Source organism: Enterococcus sp. DIV1096b (assembly GCF_050498765.1).
Lineage (GTDB): Bacteria > Bacillota > Bacilli > Lactobacillales > Enterococcaceae > Enterococcus_D > Enterococcus_D entomosocium.
In genome coordinates this window covers 1-22,965 of sequence record NZ_JBMHEK010000002.1, presented here as the reverse complement: position 1 = coordinate 22,965, position 22,965 = coordinate 1, and the positions used below count along the sequence as shown (strand labels likewise).

24 protein-coding genes and 1 pseudogene are annotated in these 22,965 nt (G+C 39.1%); all 25 read left to right on the top strand.

Going from position 1 to position 22,965, the window contains the following annotated elements; all coding sequences use genetic code 11:
- The gene (locus IGJ17_RS16995) at positions 1–1,464 is read left to right on the top strand and encodes an ATPase, T2SS/T4P/T4SS family (protein WP_429961641.1); all 1,464 of its coding nucleotides are present in this window, start codon (positions 1–3) and stop codon (positions 1,462–1,464) included.
- The gene (locus IGJ17_RS16990; RefSeq protein WP_140966477.1) at positions 1,433–2,290 is read left to right on the top strand and encodes a type II secretion system F family protein; all 858 of its coding nucleotides are present in this window, start codon (positions 1,433–1,435) and stop codon (positions 2,288–2,290) included. The genes IGJ17_RS16995 and IGJ17_RS16990 overlap by 32 nt, the downstream gene beginning before the upstream one ends.
- Complete coding sequence (locus tag IGJ17_RS16985; RefSeq protein ID WP_142967621.1) at positions 2,287–3,051, top strand: hypothetical protein; 765 nt, start codon at positions 2,287–2,289, stop codon at positions 3,049–3,051. The genes IGJ17_RS16990 and IGJ17_RS16985 overlap by 4 nt, the downstream gene beginning before the upstream one ends.
- Positions 3,052–3,068: 17 nt before the next feature.
- On the top strand, positions 3,069–3,437 hold the full coding sequence (locus IGJ17_RS16980) for a hypothetical protein (protein ID WP_311957741.1): 369 nt from the start codon (positions 3,069–3,071) through the stop codon (positions 3,435–3,437).
- Between the two features lie 4 nt (positions 3,438–3,441).
- A complete protein-coding gene (locus tag IGJ17_RS16975) occupies positions 3,442–3,585 on the top strand; it encodes a hypothetical protein (protein WP_185953298.1) in 144 nt (47 codons plus the stop codon).
- Between the two features lie 13 nt (positions 3,586–3,598).
- Positions 3,599–4,009, top strand: coding sequence for a hypothetical protein (locus tag IGJ17_RS16970; protein WP_010749182.1), 411 nt, complete (start codon positions 3,599–3,601; stop codon positions 4,007–4,009).
- A gap of 26 nt (positions 4,010–4,035) precedes the next feature.
- The gene (locus tag IGJ17_RS16965) at positions 4,036–4,329 is read left to right on the top strand and encodes a DUF5415 family protein (protein ID WP_086373487.1); all 294 of its coding nucleotides are present in this window, start codon (positions 4,036–4,038) and stop codon (positions 4,327–4,329) included.
- Positions 4,283–4,561, top strand: coding sequence for a TrbC/VirB2 family protein (locus IGJ17_RS16960; RefSeq protein WP_010749184.1), 279 nt, complete (start codon positions 4,283–4,285; stop codon positions 4,559–4,561). The genes IGJ17_RS16965 and IGJ17_RS16960 overlap by 47 nt, the downstream gene beginning before the upstream one ends.
- A 63-nt stretch (positions 4,562–4,624) precedes the next feature.
- Positions 4,625–6,901, top strand: a complete 2,277-nt coding sequence (locus IGJ17_RS16955) for a hypothetical protein (RefSeq protein ID WP_429961640.1) — start codon at positions 4,625–4,627, stop codon at positions 6,899–6,901.
- Positions 6,902–6,912: 11 nt separating this feature from the next.
- A complete protein-coding gene (locus IGJ17_RS16950; protein WP_429961639.1) occupies positions 6,913–9,543 on the top strand; it encodes a VirD4-like conjugal transfer protein, CD1115 family in 2,631 nt (876 codons plus the stop codon).
- A 44-nt stretch (positions 9,544–9,587) separates the two neighbouring features.
- Complete coding sequence (locus IGJ17_RS16945) at positions 9,588–10,076, top strand: hypothetical protein (protein ID WP_311957735.1); 489 nt, start codon at positions 9,588–9,590, stop codon at positions 10,074–10,076.
- A gap of 62 nt (positions 10,077–10,138) precedes the next feature.
- Positions 10,139–12,550 carry a pLS20_p028 family conjugation system transmembrane protein gene (locus IGJ17_RS16940; RefSeq protein ID WP_429961638.1) on the top strand — a complete coding sequence of 804 codons (2,412 nt, stop codon included), beginning with the start codon at positions 10,139–10,141 and terminating at the stop codon, positions 12,548–12,550.
- An 11-nt stretch (positions 12,551–12,561) separates the two neighbouring features.
- On the top strand, positions 12,562–13,011 hold the full coding sequence (locus tag IGJ17_RS16935) for a single-stranded DNA-binding protein (RefSeq protein WP_142967616.1): 450 nt from the start codon (positions 12,562–12,564) through the stop codon (positions 13,009–13,011).
- Between the two features lie 13 nt (positions 13,012–13,024).
- Positions 13,025–13,333 carry a DUF5592 family protein gene (locus IGJ17_RS16930; RefSeq protein WP_005230821.1) on the top strand — a complete coding sequence of 103 codons (309 nt, stop codon included), beginning with the start codon at positions 13,025–13,027 and terminating at the stop codon, positions 13,331–13,333.
- Positions 13,334–13,336: 3 nt separating this feature from the next.
- The gene (locus IGJ17_RS16925; RefSeq protein ID WP_005230823.1) at positions 13,337–13,906 is read left to right on the top strand and encodes a hypothetical protein; all 570 of its coding nucleotides are present in this window, start codon (positions 13,337–13,339) and stop codon (positions 13,904–13,906) included.
- Between the two features lie 17 nt (positions 13,907–13,923).
- A complete protein-coding gene (locus IGJ17_RS16920) occupies positions 13,924–15,849 on the top strand; it encodes a VirB4 family type IV secretion system protein (RefSeq protein WP_429961637.1) in 1,926 nt (641 codons plus the stop codon).
- Positions 15,850–15,853: 4 nt separating this feature from the next.
- On the top strand, positions 15,854–16,969 hold the full coding sequence (locus IGJ17_RS16915; protein WP_428214290.1) for a lysozyme family protein: 1,116 nt from the start codon (positions 15,854–15,856) through the stop codon (positions 16,967–16,969).
- A gap of 24 nt (positions 16,970–16,993) precedes the next feature.
- The gene (locus tag IGJ17_RS16910) at positions 16,994–17,659 is read left to right on the top strand and encodes a hypothetical protein (protein WP_311957731.1); all 666 of its coding nucleotides are present in this window, start codon (positions 16,994–16,996) and stop codon (positions 17,657–17,659) included.
- 356 nt (positions 17,660–18,015) lie between these two features.
- Complete coding sequence (locus IGJ17_RS16905) at positions 18,016–18,252, top strand: hypothetical protein (RefSeq protein WP_171805177.1); 237 nt, start codon at positions 18,016–18,018, stop codon at positions 18,250–18,252.
- Positions 18,252–19,124, top strand: coding sequence for a hypothetical protein (locus tag IGJ17_RS16900; RefSeq protein WP_311957730.1), 873 nt, complete (start codon positions 18,252–18,254; stop codon positions 19,122–19,124). The genes IGJ17_RS16905 and IGJ17_RS16900 overlap by 1 nt, the downstream gene beginning before the upstream one ends.
- 56 nt (positions 19,125–19,180) lie before the next feature.
- Positions 19,181–19,624 (top strand): hypothetical protein, encoded by a 444-nt coding sequence (locus IGJ17_RS16895; RefSeq protein ID WP_311957728.1) that lies wholly within the window; start codon positions 19,181–19,183, stop codon positions 19,622–19,624.
- A 279-nt stretch (positions 19,625–19,903) separates the two neighbouring features.
- A complete protein-coding gene (locus tag IGJ17_RS16890) occupies positions 19,904–20,176 on the top strand; it encodes a hypothetical protein (protein ID WP_081117345.1) in 273 nt (90 codons plus the stop codon).
- Between the two features lie 17 nt (positions 20,177–20,193).
- Positions 20,194–21,705 carry a MobP2 family relaxase gene (mobP2, locus tag IGJ17_RS16885; protein WP_429961636.1) on the top strand — a complete coding sequence of 504 codons (1,512 nt, stop codon included), beginning with the start codon at positions 20,194–20,196 and terminating at the stop codon, positions 21,703–21,705.
- 16 nt (positions 21,706–21,721) lie between these two features.
- Complete coding sequence (locus tag IGJ17_RS16880) at positions 21,722–21,913, top strand: hypothetical protein (protein ID WP_429947166.1); 192 nt, start codon at positions 21,722–21,724, stop codon at positions 21,911–21,913.
- 118 nt (positions 21,914–22,031) lie between these two features.
- Positions 22,032–22,965: pseudogene (locus IGJ17_RS16875) on the top strand (DUF3991 domain-containing protein); the annotation flags it as partial.

The window sequence follows — 22,965 nt, the reverse complement described above, 5'->3', positions numbered from 1 at the left end:
ATGGTTGTTATTAGAGAAAAAAAGTCTGTCTTTCAAGATGAAAAAGACGTGTTAAGAAATGTAAGAAATCTCGTGACTACCAATCAATTTCGCAATGTACCGTCAGCTGCTGAAGAAGAGCAAGACGATTATTTGAAAAAATTAGTTGAAGATAGTCGAGTCGAAGTGATTCGAGACGATTTAGTCGAGCACTATCCGGATGAAGTAATGCGTGCCTTCACTTCTAAAGTATCTCGTGAAAAGCTCGTTAAGTTGGTTCAAGAAGAACAACGATTTGGAAAAAATGACGAAGGACACAAAAAAGCGGCCTATGTTATTAATGAAATCGTAGGTTTTGAATTTATAGATCGCCTGCTTTTACAAGACGAGACAATCACGGATATCGGATGGAACAGCACGTTTCTAACTGTCGAAAGTGCGGAGCAACTACGAATTTATACGGCAGAACAATTACAGTTGACCGATCCTGAAAAGACGGTGTTTCGGATCGTAAAAAAATTTGCAGATGCTGTAGGAAAGCCATTTACTCGAAATGACCCTATATTGGATAGCGTATCAGGAAATTTACGATTAAACGCTATGCATCAAGTGATCAGTCCGAGTGGCACTACGATGTCCTTACGGGTCAGTCGACCAGGTCTAGTGTTGACCGAAGAAACGTTTGTCGATTTTGCGCCATCTTTTGTGTTAGATTTTCTTAAAATAATCATGAAGGCTGGATCAATGAGCGTGATCGGTGGGGAGACTGGTTCTGGGAAAACCGAATTGATCAAAATGATGTTGTCTTTTGTGCCTAAAAAAGACCGTATCTTTATGATTGAGGATGTCCCTGAAACAAGAATCAAGGAACTTTTGCCAGATCATGATATTTTTTCTCTCGTTACAGGAAATATTGTGACGATTTCAGATCTGGTTAAAGCCGCTTTACGGAATTATCCTAAATGGATCGTTCCGTCAGAGACACGGGGTTCCGAAGCTTATGAAATGATCCAAGCTGCACGGACAAACCATTCAGGATTGACGTCGATTCACTCAACAAATTGTCGCGCACATCCTCGAAGGTTAGTCACCATGTCTAGTATGGGGTACAAAATCAACGAAGAAGCAGTTACTGAAGATATCCTTACATTCTTTGACTTTGGGTTTCAGATCAAAACTGCTTATATCGAGATCGATTCGGAAAATCTTATTTTCAAAAAAATTCGCTATTTGTCAGAAATCGTTGAGTATTCAGTAAAAGATACGGCCACGACTTTGTTTAAACAAGTATTAAACAATGGGCAGTTCTACGTTACTACGGGTCAGTTGTCAGATCAGTACAAGGAAAAGTTAGCAGAACGCTTCTTATCCTTTGATTTTCCTGAAATGACCAATGAAAAGATTAATAAATCGGAAGAGCTTGAACAGATTCTTCAAAAGGCGGTGGCTGAGTTTGCGGATCAATCAACTTCAGACGGAAACTAAAAACCGTGTAAATCTTGAAGAATTACATGCATTAAACAGTGCTTACGGGCAGCGATTAAAGCAAAAAGAGATCATTCAGCTCGTCGGACTCCCAGCTGTAGTCTTAGGCGTTTTTTCATTGATTCTGACGTATATTTGGTGGATCGTTGTCGGTTGTACAGTGATTGGTGCCATTTACGGCTATCGGTTTATCTTGCCAAAGGTCGTGAATCGGCGGTACCAGATACAGTCATTGGTGGCCAGAAACAAATTTCTTTTGAATCTCACACAAGTGACGATGGACAATGATTTGACTGTTCTTCAGTCGTTGGCCTATGTGATCGATGAAACAGAAGGAGAACTTTCTGAAGATCTCCGAAGCTTGTATGCCGCTCTTGGTGTAGGGTCTGATCCGGAACGTGTCTCCTATTTATTGAATACCTTATCTGAAAAGTATCATGATGATGCGATTTTTGGTCAGTATTTGGAACAGCTTGATACGATTATTCAAGAAGGGAAAAACAATACAGATTCGTTGCAATACCTAACAGAACACCACAGTAAAATGTTAGAAAAAGTCAATTCGTTTCTAAAGAAGAAGAATGAAATGTTAAGCGGTGTGCAAACACTTCTTATTTTAATGGGCGCTATTATCTTGCTGTTTCACGGGGTTTCTTTCTTCATGAATGGTGATTTTGCGCAATACATGGACGGCTATGCGCACCATCCAATCGGGTATGTCAGTTCAGCCATTTGTCTGACTTCGCTTAGTATGATTTTAAATAGCTTTTTCAAACAGTATTTTGATGATTCTGTCACGGAATTGGGGGTGCGAACCAAAAAATGAATCTCGTTATTCGAAACAAAACGGCTGAATCAAGTGAGAATCGACCATTTTTTTCTCGCTTACTTTCAGATGGTGTTTATCAAAATCTTTTAGAAATGAATAATACTAAGGAAAACATTGAAAAGTGGGCGAAAAAAAAAATTCGCACCTCTGCCATCTGTTTTTCTATTTTTGTGGTTCTTGGCTTTTTAATGAGTTTGTATCTGATTCCTATTGGGCTAGTTGTCAGTATGCTGATTTATTTGGACACAATCAAATCAGTTAAGGTCGTTTATCAGCAGTTTCGATTTGAACGTCAAATTCAATTTTCAAAATTTTCACGGCTACTTGTTCCGATATTAAAACAAACTAGAGGGGGGATCAATCTTCGTTCTGTTTTTGAGCGAATCGTTCCAAGGATGCCACATGAAATCGATAAGAAGATCTTACAACGGCTTATGTTGGATGTGAGTCGAAATCCAAGCAGTTTCGATCCGTTTAAGATGTTCGCCAAACAAATGTCTGGAACAGACAGCAGCCGGTTATTTATGGTTACTTTGGCACGTTTGGCACAAGGATCAGCGAATTTGCAAGTGATCGATCAGTTATCCAGGATCGCTAGTGAAGAAATGATGGCCGGTATTGAACAAATCATCCACTTTAAGCTCAGTCGATTTTCGGGGTTGTATATGAAAATGGTAGGGGCTATTTTGGTTTTTGTTTTGGGGGCGTCGATTGCGATCATTCCTTTCCAACTTGGAAAAGTCTATGTTTATCTCTAAAGAAAGGAGCATAAATTATGGATATAGAAGATAGTCAGGGAGAAATTTTCAGCATGTTGTTTTACTGTTTGACTGTGCTTGCCTTTTTGAGCGTCGTCGTTTTCGGGTATCAACTTCAAACGATCACTACTTATCGCCAACAAGTCAATTATCAGATCGAGCGAAAAGGGGGACTGACAGCTGAAGCAGTTTCAGAACTTAAAGAGTACTCAATTAAACAATTCCACGGGTGGTATACGATAGAAAGTACACAACTAGGGAAAAAGGCTGCCTTTGGAGATACGGTGGCTTATACGATCAAAGCGACCTATCCAGTTTTATTTCTACCAGACAATATCTCTGTGAAAATCGGCATTGAAGGACAAGCGCCTTCTCAAGTGAGGTGAAGATATGGGAAAAGTATTTTCAAAGCTATTGCGGGTGATCATCAGTTTGGTCGTGGGTGCGCTTTTTCTTAAAGTAGTCATTGATTATCAAGACGTCATAAAAGCTGCATGGGAACAGTGGTGGACACAAGGAAGCATAAGAATGTGAAAGGGGTGATCGTGTGTCCGGGCAATATCGGGTACATTTTTCGCACGTCAACAAAAAATTGACACGAAAATACCGTGCATTGAACACAAAGATGGTTCACGGTATCTTTCAAGCACAACAGATCATGGAACAGCTACAGCGTTCAATCACGGAGCCTACGAAATTGTCAGTAGTGATTGACAATGGCGAACAAGAAATAATCTTAGAAGACGTGGTCGTTGATCCTACACGGAACACGGTACAACTGTTAGATATGTTGCAAGAGGAGATATCCACTCTTGAGTCAAACCGCTTGGAAGGAGAAAAGCTTTACCAAGAAATCAATCGGCAATTCAACGAAGAACGAAAAGCATTGCCGGAAATGGAACCAAGACAAAAGCGAACCTACTCGAAAAAATCGAGGGGTTTTTCATTTTTTAGATAGTCAATTAGCCAGGAAGGAAGAAGCATATGGCAGGGAAAAAATCTACGGCTTCACCATTTGTAGAAGCCGCAAAAGAATTACTTTCTCAAGAAGGTATTACCTTTAAGGAATGGACGAATGATCATTTACGAGATAAAAAAATGGCCATTCTTGAAGGAAAGGACAAGGAATGGGAAGAATCAACGATTGAAAAGCAATGCGAGTCTTACGTGCTTTCAAAAATCAATACTCTTGTATCAGACAAAAACCAAGTGAAAAATGGAGGAAATAAACATGTTAATGAAACTACAACTAGCACTACTAACGCTACCAACGAATGATTGGGTCAGTGAATTAGACAAGGCAGGAACAACGATTTATTCAGCTTTACAAAGACTATCGTTTCCCGTGGCTGTTATTACGACGATCGTAGCTGGCATCATGTTCATGAGTTCCGATCGAAAAGCAGACGTCGCAAAAAGTATCTGGTTTCGTGTAGCAGTTGGGATGATCGTGATCATGTCAGCTGTTTCATTAGCAACGTACTTCCAAGGGATTGGTAAAAAATTCTAATATCAAACGTTTAAAAGATGGGAAGAAATAAAACTTTCCATCTTTTTTTTAAAGGAGAGAACCATGGGAAATTATATTTTGCGTTTTACAAAATTACCAAAAGAAATCAAAGCTACGAAGCGATTGACCCTGAAAAAGAAGTATTCTCTTCCTGAAGCGAGAGAACTTTTTTACCAGGTTCAAGCAAACGTTGGGCCGCTGGATCATAAGATGACTTTAGAGATCCATCGTATAGAAGGAACAAAAGACTATTGGGAGTTCACTCTCCCCTTATCAAAAGATGTGCCTTTAGACCTACTGATCGACGAGGATATTATTCAGGAGCTTAGAAACTTAAAGGGAAGCCAAAAAGAACAGTTTGAAGAACTGGAAAATGATCTTTTAATCGAGTTCGATCAGCCATTTGAACCTGTCGAAGAAGAAGTCAACGAAACAAAACCCTCGTTTCTTGGCGGCTTGTCCTTGCCAGAAGTGAAATTGCCGGAGGTTGCGGAAAATCTGCTTTCTCGTGTATTACCGAAAAAGCAACAAGAAGCAGCTCCTGTTATTACCGAAGACCAATTAAATGTGCCTGTCGAAGAAGAGGAAGAAGTAATAGATTTATCTGAAGGCGATTATATTCCTGATTATGAAACGGTAGAAGAGGGCGAGCTTTCATTTGAAGATCCAGAAGAGAGCAAGCAAGAAATCACAATTTCTCAGAGTTCAGAGGAATTGACTCGTGTTTCTACAGCGAAAGAGCCGACTCCTGGCATCGTGATCCCTCCTTTGGATACCTATTTGGATCTAACGACTCAACCGATTTTTAGTCCTATCGAATCGTTGATCGCTAAACTAGAAGCAAAGCTGGATCGTCAGACGCAAGAATTGATCATGTATTTTGGTTTAGCCGATAAAAATGATTTTATCAGTGAGCGAAAGAAAGAATTTATCCGAACACAATACAATCCAACGTTCTACAAACAGTTGATTTCAAGCTTATATAAATTAAAAAATGACGTAGAGAACAAATTGATCAAAAAGCTGACGATCGCTTATCAAGAAATTACTGCAGACGATGGTTCTGAAGAATGTCTTGCGGAATTAGCTGCTAAAAAAGCAATTCTAAGTGAAGAATTTACTGATAAGATCGAAGCAGCGTTCACTTCTTTAGAGAATCAATTAGCGCTTGATAAAGCGAGGATCCAACAGCGCCAACAAGAAGAATTGGAACGATTGAATAAGCGCCATCAAGACGAGCTTTATCAAATCGATGTCAAATTGCAGGCAGACAAACAGGAAAAAGCGACACAACTCGATCAAATGAGACAAGAAGCAATCGAACAAGAAGAAGAAAAAATTACTGCTTCTTATGAAGAAAAAGCTCATAAGTTACAGTACAGCCAATTGATTGAGCGTAAGAACAGTCAACTCGAAGAGTTAAGCACGATCCTGGTCGAATCAGTGCAACAAGTCACGGATCAAGAACTGCAGTACTTACAATCAATGAAATCAAAAATGATTGAATCACAGCCTATCTTTGAAGAGCAACGTCGAATCCATGAACAAGAGTTACGGGATAAAGCCGTACTTGCGCAGCGTGATCGTGAATTGACTATAAAAGAAAAAGAATTGTCCCTAAAAGATAAAGCCGTGCAGAATGTTGAATCGACGAAGCAACAAAATCAACAAAAAGAAATGGAAATCTCGCAATTTCTAGCAAAATTGATCGATGATCAGACCCGAAGAGGGGCTGAAAACTTGGCGACGCAACAACAACTGATGGCATTTATCCAACAGCAACAACAAGGCACACCTTTACAGGCAGCGCCAACACAATCAAGTGCTGCACAACAAGCAGCAGGGAAACCATCTTTATGGAAAAAAATCACTTTAAGTGGTGCGGTTTTACTTGCCGTGGCAGGATTTGGCGGCTATGTTCATGCAAAAGCGCAACAAGATTCAAATCAAGCGACCGTATCTGCAGCCGTTCAAACAGAAAATTCTTATGCGAGTTTCGAATCAACGGAACCAGCGGTTCCTTCTTATGATGATCAAATCAGTGCTGGTAAGTATATTGAAGCGGCTAAAGAATATCCTGAAAATATTGACCATGTGGTTCAAGTCGTCTTTGAAAAAGAGGATACGGACACCTTAAAGCAGTTAACAAAGCTAGGCGAATCTGATTATGGTTTATTGGATCTGGCCATTCTACAACAAGATCAAAAGGCCATTACGTCAATCTACCAAGAGCTTTCAGATGCGTTGAAAAAAGATTTAACCATGGGTCAAAAACAACAGATCGCTTCTGCTTACTTGTTACAGGACAAGCCGAAAGAAGCAAAATCGGTATTGGAATAAGGTGAGCATCTATGCGAGTACGAAGTAAGAAACGCTCCTTTTTCTACCGATTATTTTCTGTTTTCGGTCTGAAAAAATTAGCCCTTTTTATCGGAAGGGGTTATTCGATAAAAGGAGAAGGACTCGCTGAAGAACAGAAGCGTCATGCGCCAATAGCGTTTCTTGGCTTTTTCAGTGCCTTCTTCTTGGTTTATTTTATGAGCAACTATCTGATCAATTTTATCGTTTCATTTCTGCCGATTCTTGGCAAAGCTTTTACACTTTCGATTAACCAAGACTTTTCAACGGCTGGAAAGCTATTTCAGACGTTCCCTTATTTTGCCCGTTCCTTGTTTATTCATGTAGGAACGAACAAGCAGCTGCTTATCACGTTGCCTTTGAGTTTCTCTTTTTCTTGGATTATCTTTAAAAAACTGACTCGAAAATTTGATTCTTTGAGTTATGGGCAAGAAGGAGATGCTCGATTGACAACGATCCAAGAGATCAAAGAGCAATATCCGGCTGTTCCAGATTTGAAAGAACGGTTTGAAGGGATCGGCGGCATTCCTATTACACATTACATGAAAGAATTTTATATCGATCGCAATACAGTCAATTCAATCATTCTAGGGACAAGTCGATCCGGTAAGGGTGAGTCGATCGTTTTTCCGTTTACAGATATATTGAGTCGAGCGGAGGAACAGAGTTCGTTGATTTTTAATGATCCGAAAGGCGAACTTTACAAAGGATCAAAAGAAACATTAGAAGAAAGGGGCTATGAAGTACAAGTACTGAACTTAGAAACACCTGATCAATCCATGAGTTATAATCCGCTGCAGCTGATCATTGATGCTTACGTAAGAGGGGATTCTTCTTCTGCGCAGATGTTGGTGGATCAATTCACGTATGCCTTGTTCAACGATCCAAACGCTGGCCAGAACAAATGGGTCTATAGCGGTGCGCAGAAGCTGTTAAACGGCGTGATCTTAGCCCTAATCGACTATTATTTGGAAAAGGACGATTTAGGAAAGATCACAATGTACAATGTGGCACAGTGGATCATTGAAATGACGAATCGAAAAGTCATTGATCGGGTCACGAAAAAAGAGTACACACAACTCGATCTCTACTTTGAACGTTTGCCGCAAGGACATATTGCCAAAGCACAATACTCTTCATTTTCTTCTATGGATTCGAAGAATAAAGGGCCAATTCAAAGTGCCGTCTTGGATAATTTAACGATTTTCCAAGGATTTGAAGCGATTGCGAAGATGACGTCAAAAAATAGTTTTCGGCTGAAGTCGGTGGGTTTTCCTAAGTCATTGTTCTTCCAATTTGATCGATCGATGTATGACAAAATTATGAAAGTTCGCTTTCTGAGAAAAGGGCAATTACTAGAAATTGAAACGATCCGTCCGAATATGGCTGGAGTGGTGGATTTGAACTTTAACTTGGATTTACACACTGACGATCAATTAGAAGTGGTTTTCCAAGATAAAAAAGTGACCTATTCGATCACGTTACTGGAAAAAGATGGTGAGTTAAATCGAATCAGCGGAGATTTAGACGAGCTGAAGCAATGTGAACTTTTCTACACCGAAAAGCCGATCGCTGTATTCATGATCACGCCGGACTATGATCCGTCTAAAAATGTGATTTCTTCCATGTTTGTTAAACAACTGTATACAACACTGGCACAAAATGCTGGAAATACGAGAGGTGGCAAGTGCTTCCGGCGAGTCCATTTCATCCTGGACGAATTTGGGAACATGCCAGCCATTGAAAGCATGGATAACATTGTGACCGTTTGTTTAGGGCGAAACATTCTGTTTGATCTCTTTTTACAAAGCTATGCGCAATTAGGCTCTGTTTATGGGGGCGATACGGCGAAAATTATCAAAGAAAATTGTCAAAACCATTTGTATATCATGAGCTTGGATACGGATACACACGAAGAAATATCGAAACGAGTCGGTGAGAAAACGGTAGAAAAACATTCGACTGGTGAACAAGATCCACTTTCTCTTGATACGAGTAAACAAACCAACGTCGGCTCTCAACGAATACTTACCCCGTATAAATTATCTACGCTTATGATGGGAGAAATGGTGGTCTTACGCTTGCATCGAGAAAATAATAAGCGCCAAAAAATCCGATCGTACTCTATCTTTTCTACGAAGGAGACATCGATGCCATTTCGTTATGAATATCTGTCAGAATACTTTGATCCAAATCGATCGATTGAAGACTTTAACATTCCTTCTGAACATAAAACCTTTGATTTAGCAGCAAACGCAATCGATGTCGATGATTTGATCTCAGAATCAATCAACCGATCGCTGCTTTTGTCTCTGGAAGAAGGTCTTCAGCCAGAAGAGGAACTGTTACAGATTGATGAAGAAACCTTCAGATCCGTACTTAAACGATTTGATGCCAAAGATGTGGAGAGGTATCGGGAAATTATAAAACTTTCAATCGTAGAAGATCTAGTTAATTCTGAAAAAATTAACTTAATCGACTTTTTAAAACAAGCGGTTACTGAGGATCTTAAACCACTTTTTAAAGAAGAAGAGCGTTGTGCGTTTTTACAGCTGGCTAATTTCTATTTAAACGACTCATACTATAAAGATATTTCTAACTTAGTCCGATTAGATACAGAGTAGACGTGCTATACTAAATTCAAATCGATAGAAAAAGAGGGGTTACTGTGAAGCGTTTAAAAACGAGTGTTTTCGGGATTTTTTTGGTAGTGGGTAGTATATTTCTTTTAAGTGGGTGTTCGAACTCGCCTGAATCCAAGCTTGCAGATCTTTTTGAAGAAGATCAGACTTATTATTTAAAGGGTTCACCAACGGATGAACCAATGATCGCAATTGAAAAATTGTCAGATGGGAAAATTACCGCCAGCAGGATCAAAAAAGGAATTTCAGAGGAAATGGCCTATTCTGTTGAAGAAAAAGAAAAAGGTCTATACTTGTATCATATTTCAAACGATGAAGGAAAAAGCATTTTTAGAGTATCTAATTTAGGTTCTGATACAACTGATTTCAACGTATTTTACGATGAAGAACATGAAGGATATGCTTTCGTTCCGGTTTCTCAGAATTATTCTAAAGCAGATTCAACATTAAAAGAAGTGAAAGACATTTATGAAGATGATTCGATGTATTTCATTTCAATCTATGAAGAAAAATAACTGTAATGATTAATAGCAAAGGAAGACTCGATATTGAGTCTTCCTTTTTTTATGATTGGAAGGTGAAAATCACGGAAAAAGCAACGGAATTTTTACAAAAATTTAGCGAATGGATCCATGATGCGACTTTGTTTGGCTATATTTTCAAATGGATAAGCAGCAATTGGATCAAAGGATTGTACAAACTGGCTTCAGGAGTGGAAGATATACTTGATCAAGTATTTAAGGTATTTGGATTTTTGGAAAACGGAAAAATCGGTACGATTTACACCAGTATGCGTATCTTATCTGGAACTATTTTGGTCATTATGATCATTGTCTTAGCTTATAAATTTATTCTTAATGAACGTGTTAATTTACAAGCTGGCTTGTTTAGGGCAGCTTTGATCGTTTGTTTGGGCATTCAACTACCTGGTATGATAACGTCCAGTGTCGATTTGGCTGAAAAAGTTTATGGGCAAACAAAAACATTAGATGGTGGTGCAGCAAGCACTTTGTCCTATAGTATCGTCAAAGAAAATCTAGCGGATCTGCAGTATGCATCGAAAAAAGGGTTTGGACGATTGAACGGGCAAGCAGGAACGCCTAAAAATAATTTGTCAGAAAATGCTTTTCAGTCTACGGATCTTACTCAAGTGATTACAGCAGATGATTTAAAGACAATGAAAGAGAAAGCTCGTAATGAGGATGATGTTTCTTACTTAGAATATAAATTAGTGACAGATGAAGAAGGGAATATAACTTCAGAGAAAATTACTAACGGCGCATTCAGCTTTTTTGACGAAGGAAAATTCCGTTTCACATACAAGACAGGCACGATCACGTTATCACTAGTGACCGTGTCTTTTGCGTTTATTTGTTCGGCGTTTATTATTGCGACTTCTTTGCTTGAGTTGGTTTTTGCGAAACTGATGTTTCCTGTACTTTCTGTATCAGATATCGAGACCGGTCAACGTGCGAAGAAAATCTTTTTAGATATCGGAAGCAGTTTATTAGCGATCATGTTAACAGGGTTTAGCTTGAGCATTTTCAAACTATATTTTTCCTATATCGGAACCTTGCATATAGGCTTTTTGGCTTACTTGATTTTATGTATCGTTGGGGTTCGGATCACGATCGACGGGCCGAATTTCTTTGGTAAATACCTTGGCATAGATATTGGGGTTCGTTCGGGCTGGCAAGCTATGGTCGGTACAGCGGTTGCGGCGAAAGCTGCGACTTCCGGAACTGCCGCAGCTGCCGGAGCAGGCGCAAGTGCGATAAAAGGCGGAATCAATGCTGGAAAAAGTATCAAAGATCACGCTGGCCAAGCGATTAGCCGGATGCGAGTCAATAACGGTGTACATGAGAGCAACAATGACAAATCGATTCAAAGTCGCTCAACGGTTCCAGGAAACAATGGCTCTGCTAGAAGCAGTGTGCAGGAATTTGCGGCCAACATGCGCCAAACGTTTGGCATGAATGACCAACAAGAGCCGGTGACACAAACGCAAGGATCGAATCGCTCAACGGTTCCAAATGATCAAATAAATCCGTCGATTCAAGACAAGGATCAGGTTTCTACTAATGGAGAGTTGCCTTCAGGAACAAATCTTTCACCAGAAACAACTTATCAACCAATGAACGCTGCTGCTTCTTCCAGCACTGTTTCTCAAGGTAAAGAAACAGATGGAAAAAGCATTGGTAATGTTTCAGCTGAAGCATTGAAACAGATGGGTGAAAGTGGCAACCGAAGCGAATCACCGATCGATCCTATCAACGGCAATCGTGCGAATGGTTTGGCAACGGGGAAAACGACCGCTTCACAAAAAGTCCAACGAACGACCATTCCGCCGCTTCAGACGCCAAGTAGAAAAGCCGCCATCCAAGCAGCGACTGACAAAGTCAATCAGAACAACAATATGCAACAGTCAAGCAATTCGAGTGTGTCTGAAGGAAATGCAGCTACTACTCAAAGAGCCAACGATCAGGAAGTGAAACGATCCGCACCAGAAACGTCTTACGGCACTTCTTCAGCAGCGCCAAGTCCATCTGTTCAATCGAGTGAACAAGCGCCTGAAGGAGCTTCTGTAGCTCTTGAACGGGTCACAAGTGTGAGTCCTTCTACAGCTGCAGTCGTACAACGAAGCAATCCATCGTCTACCAGTGCTGGCACTCAAATAGTGCAACAATCACCAAGTAGAGGAATTGATCGATCAACGGTGACACCTGCTAAACGCAGTGAACCAAAATCAGGTTCGATCAAACAACCAGGTCAACCAACGAACCATCGATCGGTGACTAGCCAGAAACCTGCAGAAAAATCAACGGCACCAACGTATCATATTCCAACGGTTGAATCAAAAACGAAGGAACTTTCTACACCCAAAGAATTGGCCACAAAATACTTGAAAGAGTCGAGTGTGACACCAGAAAATGATTACTATGATATCTATCAATCCATGAATAAAGTAAATGCCGATGATTATATTTAGGAGGAGATCTTGTGTTAAATGTCCATTGTATTGAAGGCCGACTGGCTGAAAGTCCCATCTTAAAGAAAACGGAAAGTGGCACGTGTTATACACGTGTCTTACTAATATCAAAACGAAACTTCAAGACAAAAAAGGAATCTGACTATCAATCAGATTCCTTTTTATGTGTGCTGTATGGCACGATCGCAAAGTCCTTTGTTGAAATGACGTGTCGAGGATCTCATGTGTCTTTTGTGGCCAGAGTCCAAGTCCGACCGTATGAAAATCAGTCAGGAGAACGGTGTTACGTGTCTGAAGACATCGTACAAAGCTACAACTTGTTAGAAACCAAAGAAGTGACCGATCGTCGGCGAAAGCACTTATTGGAAGGTCAGCCAGCAGAAGAAATGGCTTTAAATGACTACCGTCAAGCGGTAGAACATATTCCAACCAGTTATGACGAAGCAGATTGGTACCAATAGAGGAGGAAAAAACATGGATAAATACCACAATATCGTGATTCAACGAAGTATCAAACAAGAACTAAAGTACAAATCTTTGTATATCTTGGATCTTCTGATCGTCTTTGGCCCCTCGATGTTCCTTTTGTATCTACAAGGGTATCTGCATTTTTCTCTTGTGACGTCGATCCTATTGGGCATTGTTTTCTTTTTCCTTGGCTTGTTCCTATGTGCAAAGCCTGCGTCAAACGGCAACAGAAGAAATTTGTATACGATCTATTGCTTGATCGTTATGGATCGAAATGTGTATGAAGTACAAAGCTATAAAAAAAGGAGAGGGTAAGGCATGGCCGCAAAACAAGTTCAAAGTTTCCGATCAATAGGACGAAAGCGCACTAAAGGGGAGAACCCTTCTATTCAAGAATTGGTACCAATTAAAAAAATGATCAGAGGAAATGTGGTCAAAAAAAATGGCCGGTACCTCTCTTTTTTGAAAGTCACGACAAGAAATATCAACGGTCTCAGTGCCAGCGAGCAATATCAGGCTATGCGACATTTTGAAAATATGTTGCGGATCTACGAAGAAGAAATGAGTATTTTATCGATGATGTTTCCTACAAATATCGATGACAATCTGGTCTATTGGAACCGACAGCTGCAGCTGGCAAGGGAAGAAAGAAACCCCGTTCGAGCAAGAATCATTCGAGAACAGATCAGCCGTTTGGTGTGGGTCGAACAAGAACTATCAAATTTAGAATTCTACTTTATCGTTTATGGAAAAACAGAGAAGGAGCTGAATCTTTCCAAAACGATTCTAAAACGAGCAGGCGGATCCAATCTAGGAATCAAGGATATTCCGCCGAAACAAATTGAGCAGATCTTAATTAAATTAAATAACCTGAATACCCCGATTTAGTCTGGAGGATAAAAATTATGTTAAATGAAAAAGAAATTCAAACACTTGTTAAAGAAGGCTTTGACCTCAGTTTCATCGAAAAAATCCAACCTCAAGGCGGCATTACGTTTCCTGAAGACCGAATGGTCGCAGGGGACGGTACCTATGCTTGCCTTCACATCTATCAATTAGCCAAACGGCCAGCGCCATTTTGGTTGACCACGATCATGAACAATCAAAATTCAATCACAAAATTCGATCTAGCGCCGATCGATAAAGAAGTCATTTTAAGCGATATTGACAAAGCTATGCGTGAATTAGACTCACAAGCAGAAGAAAACCGAACCCGTACCCAACGAAACGAAGCAGTCAATGAGTTTCGTTCTCTGGAACGTTACGCAAATGAAATCAATCAAGGTGACGAAGTCAGTAAAATGGTCGATATACGTATCTATGTGACTGCAGATACACAAGAAGAGCTTGAAAAAGAAGTGGGTGATCTTAGACGTTCGCTCAAAGCCATGGGCTACAAATCTGTTTCGTATATTGGCAAACAAGCCCAAGAATGGCTGGCTTTCTTTCAAAGTTATTCTGAACAACAAAATGAACCAGGCAGTAAGGAAGGCATAACCGTGCCAAGTTCTGCGATCGGTGGCGGTTATCCTTTTAATCACCAATTTTTAAATGATACGGGTGGTGGCTATATTGGGAAAACAGACACAGGTGGGTCATTTATCTACAATCCGTACATGATCACTGCACTTAGAAAATCATTTAGTTCTATGCTTCTTGGGAAATCTGGTATGGGAAAATCGACGTTGCTGAAGCTAATTGAGGAATTGTTATATGGCAAGCGGACGATCATTCGAGGGTTTGAAAAAAATCGAGACTGGTATAAATTGATTCAGTCGCAAAACGGGAAAATTTATGATCTTTCTGGAAAAGAAGGCATGTTAAATCCGATGGAACCACTAGCCACAATCACCGATACTAGCGGTAAAGTGATCGATGAACTGAACAGTTACTTGCAGCATAGAGCAACTTTTTTTAACAAAGTGCGCTTCTTAAATCCCGCTATGCGTTCAGTAGATATTCTCGATTTCGGTAAGATCATGGATGATTTTTATATCTCTTACGGTCTATTACCTGAAAACTATACACAGAATCAAAAAGATATCCATATCATTGGATTGGATCCTTCAAAATATCCTACAGTTGGTGAATTCAAGCAATTTGTTGATAAATTTGTGGAAAGCGGCTATAAGGATCGTGTGACAGACGTCAAAATGGTTGAAATGGAAAACTTTCAAACGGTGATCACGTCAATGTGCGAACAATATGGATCGATCTTCAATGGACGCAGCACGTTTCGAAATATTGATGAAGAAGATGTCCTTTTCTTTGATATTGAAACGATCGGTCACTTTGACGATGAAGTCTATAAATGTATGCTTTACACCGCTATGAATATCGTTTGGAACCAGGCACTTAAAAATGGACGCAAACAAAAAATTGCTTTGGAGAATGGCGATATTACTCCTGATGAAGTTCGATTCTTTGCCTTTTTCTTGGATGAATGTCAAGAGATCCTAAGTCCTGATACGGTGTTTGTCGTTAAACAAGTCGTGAAATTTTTAAAAGAAATGCGGAAGTTTTCGGCCGGTGCTTTCTTTGCGACCCAATCACCACAAGAGCTATTGCCTGAAACGTCTTCTGATGATTACATTTCAAAAATCAAACAAGTCTTCGAATTATGTAATGCGAAATTCTTTCTACAGCTGGATGCTTCAGTCAGTGAAACAATGAAAAAAGCAATGGGAAATCTGTTGACTGATGGACAGTATGAAGACCTGGCATTACTCGAACAAGGAGAAGTAATCGTCAATTTAGGAGGAAATAACAACTACAAGATCAAAACGGATCCTGATCAAGAACAGTTAGTCAGATTTGCAGGAGGTCATTAATAAAATGAAATCGAAAATAATTAAATTGTTGGCCGGAAAAGCAAGTAAGAAGGAGAAAATCCAACTCTTACTTGCTTTTTTAGGTAGTTCAACCGCTGTTTTAACTGCTCTTGTTATTGTGGTAGCCAGCTTGCTTCTCGTGATCTTTATCGGTGGTGCTTCTCAGACAACATCGACTGATGGAGGTATCGAGGGGGGCGGAATTAGTGTCTCAGAAATGACGATGCAATGGAAAGATAAGGTCACAAAAGAAGCAGAGAAGAATGGGATCCCTGATATGGTGAATCCCTTGCTTGGCATTATTGAAGCGGAGACGCAAGGAAATGCCATTCGTTATCCTGATGTCATGCAGTCCAGTGAGTCACAAGGAAATGCCCCTAACACGATTTCAGATCCTTATACGAGTATTGAAGTCGGTGTAAAGTATTTCGCCAGTTTGGTTAAAGCACATAAGGATATGGATTTGTTAAATCTCATTCAGGCCTATAATTTTGGCCCAGGTTTCTTGTCCTTTTCGACAAACAATTACGACTTAAATCGAGCGATCGCTTTTTCGAATAAATACGCTCACGGCGTACAAGTGACCTACACGAATCCGGTGGCGGTAAACCTCGGTTATACCTATCGTTATGACTATGGAAATATGTTTTATGCCATGATCGTTAAACAATATCTAACGCCGAAAAGTTCCGGTCTTCCTGGTGGAAGCAGTGATATGGCGAAAGTCGCTCAAGCAGAAATCGATGAAGGTTTGCATGCAGGAGGACAAAAATATTGGTCATGGTATGGCTATGGTGGTCGTGTTGAATGGTGTGCTGTCTTTGTTTCCTATGTGGCCGCAAAAGCAAATGTGAACATGGAAAAATTCGCTTACTGTCCAACAGGTATTCAAAATTTCAAACAAAAAAATGAATGGCAGCCAGTCGGTGTGGAACCAAAAGATGGTTGGGTGATCTTCTTTGATTGGGACGCAGATGGCATCAGTGACCATGTGGGTATAGTAAAAAACTACTCAAACGGCACGGTCTATACGTTGGAAGGAAACTCAGGAGACAGCACGAAAGAGCGCAATTACGGCAAGACTAGTCAGTATATTATGGGCTATGGTACACCTAAATAAGCCGGAGTAAAGGAGCATAACAACATGATAAAAGAAGCTTTTAAACAGTGGAAACATGAACTGAAAGAAGAGCATTTACAAATTAAAATCCAAAACAAATGGTTCGAAGAACTAAAAAAAACAGACCTTTATCGACAACTTAAGAAGTACAAATGGTTGAGTAATGGATCTATTTTGATCGACTATATCATTTTAGTCGGGTGCTATCTATCTATTTACACGCTGCCAGTTAGTAAACTAAATGCTATTTTGGGTAGCCATATTACAAAAGAAACCTATCAAAATATTGTATTTATTTATACAATTTTAGTTTTATTACTGATGATTTTCTCTGTTTTCTTTACTGTAGTTCTATCTAAAGACAAGCCGAGGGATGTTCGGGTGCTATATAATATGCTTATTTTTTTCTTGTTTGGCGGTGTAAATTATTTGTTGCTTTGTTTGGCCTGTATCATTCAACCAGCATACTTATTGTTCGTTTTAGGACTAGGTATTGTAAAACTAGTCTTTGGAAAATGGAAGGAACTACAAAGAGAAGCCGTCTTCCTATCTTATAAAGAAGCAGAGAAAGAAGATTTGATCGGTCATTATAATCGTCACGGCATACGATTTGAAATGGAAGATGAGCCACGTATTTATCGAATGGATTATTTTCAAGAAGAAAATAAAAATGAGGAGTTGAGATCATGAGTTATCAACGATTGAGCGGTATTTTAATACTTGGTTTATTAGCTAGCTGGGGAGTTTTTGGACTCTTTATCTGGCATTCAAGCAAACAACCAGAAGCTGCTTCAGAAACCAAAATTGAACAATCTATTGAAGAAAATCAGTTGGATTCTAACAATAGCAGCACTGATGATCCTACAGAAAATCAGGTATCAGAAACCGTTGAAAGTGAACAAAAAAATCAATCGACGGATGAAAAAAGTACCGTTGTGCAAGACTTTGTGACGACCTATTTCAACACAAAAGATGAACCATTTATTAAAGATCGTGTCTCGCTATTGAACGAAAAGAAGTTGATTACTAACGAATATAACCAAGAAATGACGCAATCGATTGGGGATATGGACAATGAAGATGCCAAAATGAGCGTAGAAGATCTACGTGTTTATACGAACGATGATCAAACCTATTTCGTCGTTTTTGATCTCAAATATGAAGGATTGGATTCAAATCAAGTCCTTGTTTATGTTGCTTCAGCTCACGTCAGTGATTCTAATCAAATCGATCATTATGAGCTGATCGCAACAAATACCAAATTAAAAAAGGGGAATGAATGATGGTTATTTTCGGAAAAATCTCTCACTTTATTTCTTCAGTAAAGGAAATGAAATCGAAAATAAAACAAAAACATTTTCGAACGAAGACACAAACATACACCAAAATATTAATGGCTTTTGGTTTTTTATTTCTATCGATCATCGGTCAAGCTGTGTTATCAAAACCAGCAAATGCGTATTCGGAATCGTCAGTTGAAAAGCCGATTCCTTTTGATGCAGGAGAGGTCACAGTACTAAAAAAACAATATTCGCCAGTTAGTAAAAGTTATCGAATGGATATTTATGTCGATTCAGAAGTCGATCTTGTATCTGATGGAGAGCCAGTTACAAAGGCAACTGTCGTCACAAAAGAAGATATCAATACACCGTTAAAAGTTGAAGTAATCCCCGTTTCTGAAAATTATTTTGTTCTTTTAGCACAAAATATCGACGATGAATTCGGCGCTTTGCGGTTTGATGTTACGTATAAACGATCAAAAGATTCCGATGAATCAGCGCTTAGTCTGTATGGATCCCAAGAAAAATCGATGCTCGTTAAAAGTGATCTTTCAACTTTAAGTCAAGCTGAATTGAAAATCAGCGGACTTGAAAATGATATCCGATTGCAGCAGCTAAACAGAAAAGTGATTGAGGAAGAGAACAAATCTCTTGTCGAAGAAATCAAAAATACACGAGAAAAAATTGCTTCTTTCACTGAAGAAAAAGAATATCAAGTCGGAGAGCAGTTAGCAAAAACGGAAGATTCAATCACCACTTTGGAGAATACGATTGAATCATTTAAAGGGAACATTTCAGATAATCAAACGAAGATTTCCGATATAGAAAAGACAATTCAGTTAATTAACGAAAAGATTAAAGAATTAAAAAAATAAACTTTTCGTAGTCTAAATCGAATTAATAAGAAAAAAATAAAGAAAGGTGGAATACCATGGCAAAAGAAAAACTACAAGTTTATATCGATCTAGAACATAGGGAAGCTTTGGAAGAATTAAAACTCTGGTTGCCCGTAGATGAGAGTGTAAAAGACGGTGCGCTGATTCGATTTATCATAATCGATTTGTTAAATCGTTTGCGAAAAGAAGAATCATTTGAAAAAAAAGTGCTGGATTCTTTGTCTGTTTTGTCCGTAATGACGAATGCAAAACTAGAACAAGATCATACAAAAATTCAAGATCTTTTTTCTTCTGATGTGTATCAAGAAGCGGTAACAATGAGCAAAAAAATTGTTCGAAATAAAAATTATCGGTTTAAGAATAAGAAAAAAATTCAGATTAATCAGGAAAATAAAGACAATAATGTTGCCAAAGAAGATACAAAAAAAGAACTCAGTTTCGAAGAAATGGTCGCTCCGTTTCTTCACAAAAATACCTAGTAGAAGGATTTTTTTCTAAAGAAAATGGTAACAGCGAAAGTAGTCGCAAAGTAGTCAAAATAGCTAAAATGACTACCTGAGTATTCGTAGTAGTATTCATGGGAGAATACTAAAAAAAGGGGTGTGGTGACTTCTCTAAAGGTCTTGAAACGCAATAGGCACAGCCTATTTTCCCACTCTCTCCATGAGAGTGGTGCGTTCACCTTATGCTCTTTCATTATTCTACCTCTTTTAGGCACTCACAAGATTCAAAATGATTAAATAGCTGGAGGTTTTTTCATGCCAAGATTTACTTTAATAGTTGAAAATGAGCCGTTGGTTGCGTACCTCGAACAGCGAGCTAAGAAACAAACCTTTAATACAGGAAAGAAAGTCACTCGAAACGAAGTGATCAATCAGATTCTTCAAAATGAAATGATCAATGACCTAACGAATAATCGAGAAGTTGATGCGATTAAAGATAGTTTGGATGATTTTAAGCACATTCTACAACAATACGTCGACACGAATAATGCGCTTTTGTATCGTGCATTTGAATCTGATGGCATTTAAATGAACGAGGTGATTACATGGCACAATCTGCTGGCTCTTATATAAACTTAATGAGCGGTTTTGTTATTTCGTTTGATTCTGAGTATGTAAAGTATATGGATCGAGAAGATAAGAAAGTGTATCAAGAAAAAGATCTTTCTGACTTTGAAACAGCAATGACGAATGACGATCCTAGTCAATCATTTGAAGGCTATTTGGATTATATGGATCGAAAAAATGCGTTACTCGCTCAATCAAAATTGACAGCTGAAGAAAGAGTATCATTAGGTGAGATCAACAAACGTCTCGCTGATTATTCGACTTTATCAAAAGCGCAAATTGAGATCATGCAAAAAGAAACGCAAGAAAAAATATGGTCGCTGAATACAGGGATGTTTGATTTCAACAATGATGATTTGACGCAACAAGAAGTTGAGCAATACAAAGAATTATTCGATCGAGCGAACAAAAATGAATCTGTATTGTTTCAAGATGTGGTGTCTTTCGATACAAAAGCATTGATTGAAGCAGGCATTTACAATCCATATTCAAATGAATTAAAAAGGGAACCGTTGATCATGGCCGGTCGAAAAATGATGAACGTCCTTTATGAGAAAGAAAAATTAAATGGATCAACAATCAGTGTAGGTGAGATCCATTACAATACAGGTCACTTTCACGTGCATTTTGCGACGACAGAAGTTGAACCTACCCGTGAAATGATTTTTGTTAAAGAGCATAATCGCTATGAAAGAAAAGGCCAGCGTTCCGATGAAACATTAGAAAAAATGAAATCGACTTTTGCGAATCTAATCTTTGATCGTTCGAGCGAATTGGAACGATTGAATGATTTGAGAAATGGTCTTCGTAGTGAAATCAAAACAGAAATGGCTGCGCCAAAAAAAGAAAGTGTTCTGTTGCTTGAGGAATTAAAAGCGCAGCTGCCGGAGAATCAAAGCAAGTGGAATAGTAAAAACCTAACGTCAGAAAGTCGAGAAACAATGAACCAGCTGATTGATTCATTGATGAAAGACAATGGCCACTTTGAAGAATTCAAACAGCTGGCAAAAGAGGAAGACATATTCAAGAAAGCAACTTATGGTGAGGGAGATCCTAGCAAAGAGAAAAAATCATTTTACGAGGGCCGAATGTACGGGCCGGATGGTATTTATTATCGATTAGGAAACAGTATTCTTCAGGAATTAAAAAAAGAAAATGACTCTACGTCGCAAAGAAATTCTTTTCGTCCATCTTCAATATCTGGGCAACAAAACCCTAACAAAGAAATTTACAATAGAATGAAACAGGAGTACTTCAAGGGGAAAGAAACGAATGAAAGTCGATCACCGCCAAAGAGAAATCCAAGTGAGCGAACAAAACCAGTTAAGGAATCATTCAAGTATCGTCGGTCGGTCACAAATCAAGTCAAACACCTGGAACGGGTGACGAGCAATGAATTTGATCAATTCAAAAATAAAGTAGCTTTTGAAAAGCTGCAGCGTGAAATCGAACAAGCAAAAATGAGTCAAGAGTCTGACCTATTCAATTAGGAGAAAGAGGAAAGTCATGGAAAATTATTACTTTATCAATAGCGTGGATTCGGAGAACCAAACGATGCGTATTCAAGAAGTGGGTGCTGGCGAAATGAGTGCGCAACAGGTACGTATCACGAAAGAAGATGCCGATGTTTATTCTTTAATGTTGGATGAAGCAACGCAAGAAGGGGAGCCGTTGATCGTTCAGCTGGATCTAAAATAAAGTCAAAACCAGCCGTAGAAAAATTTTTTTCGGATTCAGAGTGGCTGCTTTCAATCAGTAAATAGCAGAATAAAAAAGAAGATCGGCGAAAGCCGGTCTTTTTTTGGAGGGAAAGTTGATGGAACAACAGGACAATGATCGACAAGAAACGGACAATAGTCGATTAGCAAGAGCAAAAAGAAAGTTGGAACGTCTGAAGAGAGAATACAGTGCGCAAATCTCAAGAGTCTTTGACCATCAAGCACAAACAAACGGTCAGCCGATGAATGACAAAGCAAATGGTCGGTCTTTTTTTAATAGACAAGAGCAGCTGGAAGATAAGGCTAGAACTCTTCTTCGTGAAATAGAAGCACAAGAGGAACGGATCTCGACGTTGGAATACCAAAAAGAACGCAAAGCACTCGGACTAAATAAGCAAGGCGGTCTAATCATGAGCGTTGATAACATTCCAATGATCAAAGCAGAAATCGAACAAGCCAAGCAAGGAAACTCGATGTATTCGGCCGCAACGATTCGGAAATACGAAAAGCAACTGGTTGAGTTAGAAGAATTGAAGCGTCGATCAGAAAGGGCGGATAAACATATGAATGAACAAGCACAAAAAATGATTGAAAGTGGACGTCTGACACAATGGAAAAAAAATCCAATGATCTACTTTGTAAAAGGCTATAGAAAACTGGCCATTGAATTAACGGAGTCGGGAACATTCGAATCTTCTCAACGGTATGCCGCAAAAACGGAAGCAGAACAGTCGGTCATTTCTGATATTTTAAACGAACTAACGGGTGACACTACAGAGGTACCCAACGCTACAAAAGATCAAGAAGCTGCCTTGAACCATTTCTATCGAGTTGAATTTAACGAGGGGTCGGAAAGCATTCGTAATTTTGAAGGAGAGATCGTTTCACAACCTTTGATCGAAGAAATCAAACGTTTAGATCGACCAATGGAAAGTGGGTATTACAAATTTTACTTTCAGGAAATTAAAGATGGAGAAATCGTCGATGCGTTTCGTTTAGACGTCGGGGACGGAGTCAATAGTAACCAAGACT

Excerpts from the sequence above, each read along its gene's own strand:
- IGJ17_RS16910 (WP_311957731.1), top strand. The coding sequence starts at position 16,994 with ATGATAAAAGAAGCTTTTAAACAGTGGAAACATGAACTGAAAGAAGAG.
- IGJ17_RS16895 (WP_311957728.1), top strand. The coding sequence starts at position 19,181 with ATGGCAAAAGAAAAACTACAAGTTTATATCGATCTAGAACATAGGGAA.
- IGJ17_RS16900 (WP_311957730.1), top strand. The coding sequence starts at position 18,252 with ATGGTTATTTTCGGAAAAATCTCTCACTTTATTTCTTCAGTAAAGGAA.
- IGJ17_RS16950 (WP_429961639.1), top strand. The coding sequence starts at position 6,913 with ATGCGAGTACGAAGTAAGAAACGCTCCTTTTTCTACCGATTATTTTCT.
- IGJ17_RS16890 (WP_081117345.1), top strand. The coding sequence starts at position 19,904 with ATGCCAAGATTTACTTTAATAGTTGAAAATGAGCCGTTGGTTGCGTAC.
- IGJ17_RS16980 (WP_311957741.1), top strand. The coding sequence starts at position 3,069 with ATGGATATAGAAGATAGTCAGGGAGAAATTTTCAGCATGTTGTTTTAC.
- IGJ17_RS16905 (WP_171805177.1), top strand. The coding sequence starts at position 18,016 with ATGACGCAATCGATTGGGGATATGGACAATGAAGATGCCAAAATGAGC.
- IGJ17_RS16920 (WP_429961637.1), top strand. The coding sequence starts at position 13,924 with ATGTTAAATGAAAAAGAAATTCAAACACTTGTTAAAGAAGGCTTTGAC.
- IGJ17_RS16960 (WP_010749184.1), top strand. The coding sequence starts at position 4,283 with ATGTTAATGAAACTACAACTAGCACTACTAACGCTACCAACGAATGAT.
- IGJ17_RS16930 (WP_005230821.1), top strand. The coding sequence starts at position 13,025 with ATGGATAAATACCACAATATCGTGATTCAACGAAGTATCAAACAAGAA.
- mobP2 (WP_429961636.1), top strand. The coding sequence starts at position 20,194 with ATGGCACAATCTGCTGGCTCTTATATAAACTTAATGAGCGGTTTTGTT.
- IGJ17_RS16995 (WP_429961641.1), top strand. The coding sequence starts at position 1 with ATGGTTGTTATTAGAGAAAAAAAGTCTGTCTTTCAAGATGAAAAAGAC.
- IGJ17_RS16915 (WP_428214290.1), top strand. The coding sequence starts at position 15,854 with ATGAAATCGAAAATAATTAAATTGTTGGCCGGAAAAGCAAGTAAGAAG.
- IGJ17_RS16985 (WP_142967621.1), top strand. The coding sequence starts at position 2,287 with ATGAATCTCGTTATTCGAAACAAAACGGCTGAATCAAGTGAGAATCGA.
- IGJ17_RS16880 (WP_429947166.1), top strand. The coding sequence starts at position 21,722 with ATGGAAAATTATTACTTTATCAATAGCGTGGATTCGGAGAACCAAACG.
- IGJ17_RS16955 (WP_429961640.1), top strand. The coding sequence starts at position 4,625 with ATGGGAAATTATATTTTGCGTTTTACAAAATTACCAAAAGAAATCAAA.
- IGJ17_RS16965 (WP_086373487.1), top strand. The coding sequence starts at position 4,036 with ATGGCAGGGAAAAAATCTACGGCTTCACCATTTGTAGAAGCCGCAAAA.
- IGJ17_RS16925 (WP_005230823.1), top strand. The coding sequence starts at position 13,337 with ATGGCCGCAAAACAAGTTCAAAGTTTCCGATCAATAGGACGAAAGCGC.
- IGJ17_RS16975 (WP_185953298.1), top strand. The coding sequence starts at position 3,442 with ATGGGAAAAGTATTTTCAAAGCTATTGCGGGTGATCATCAGTTTGGTC.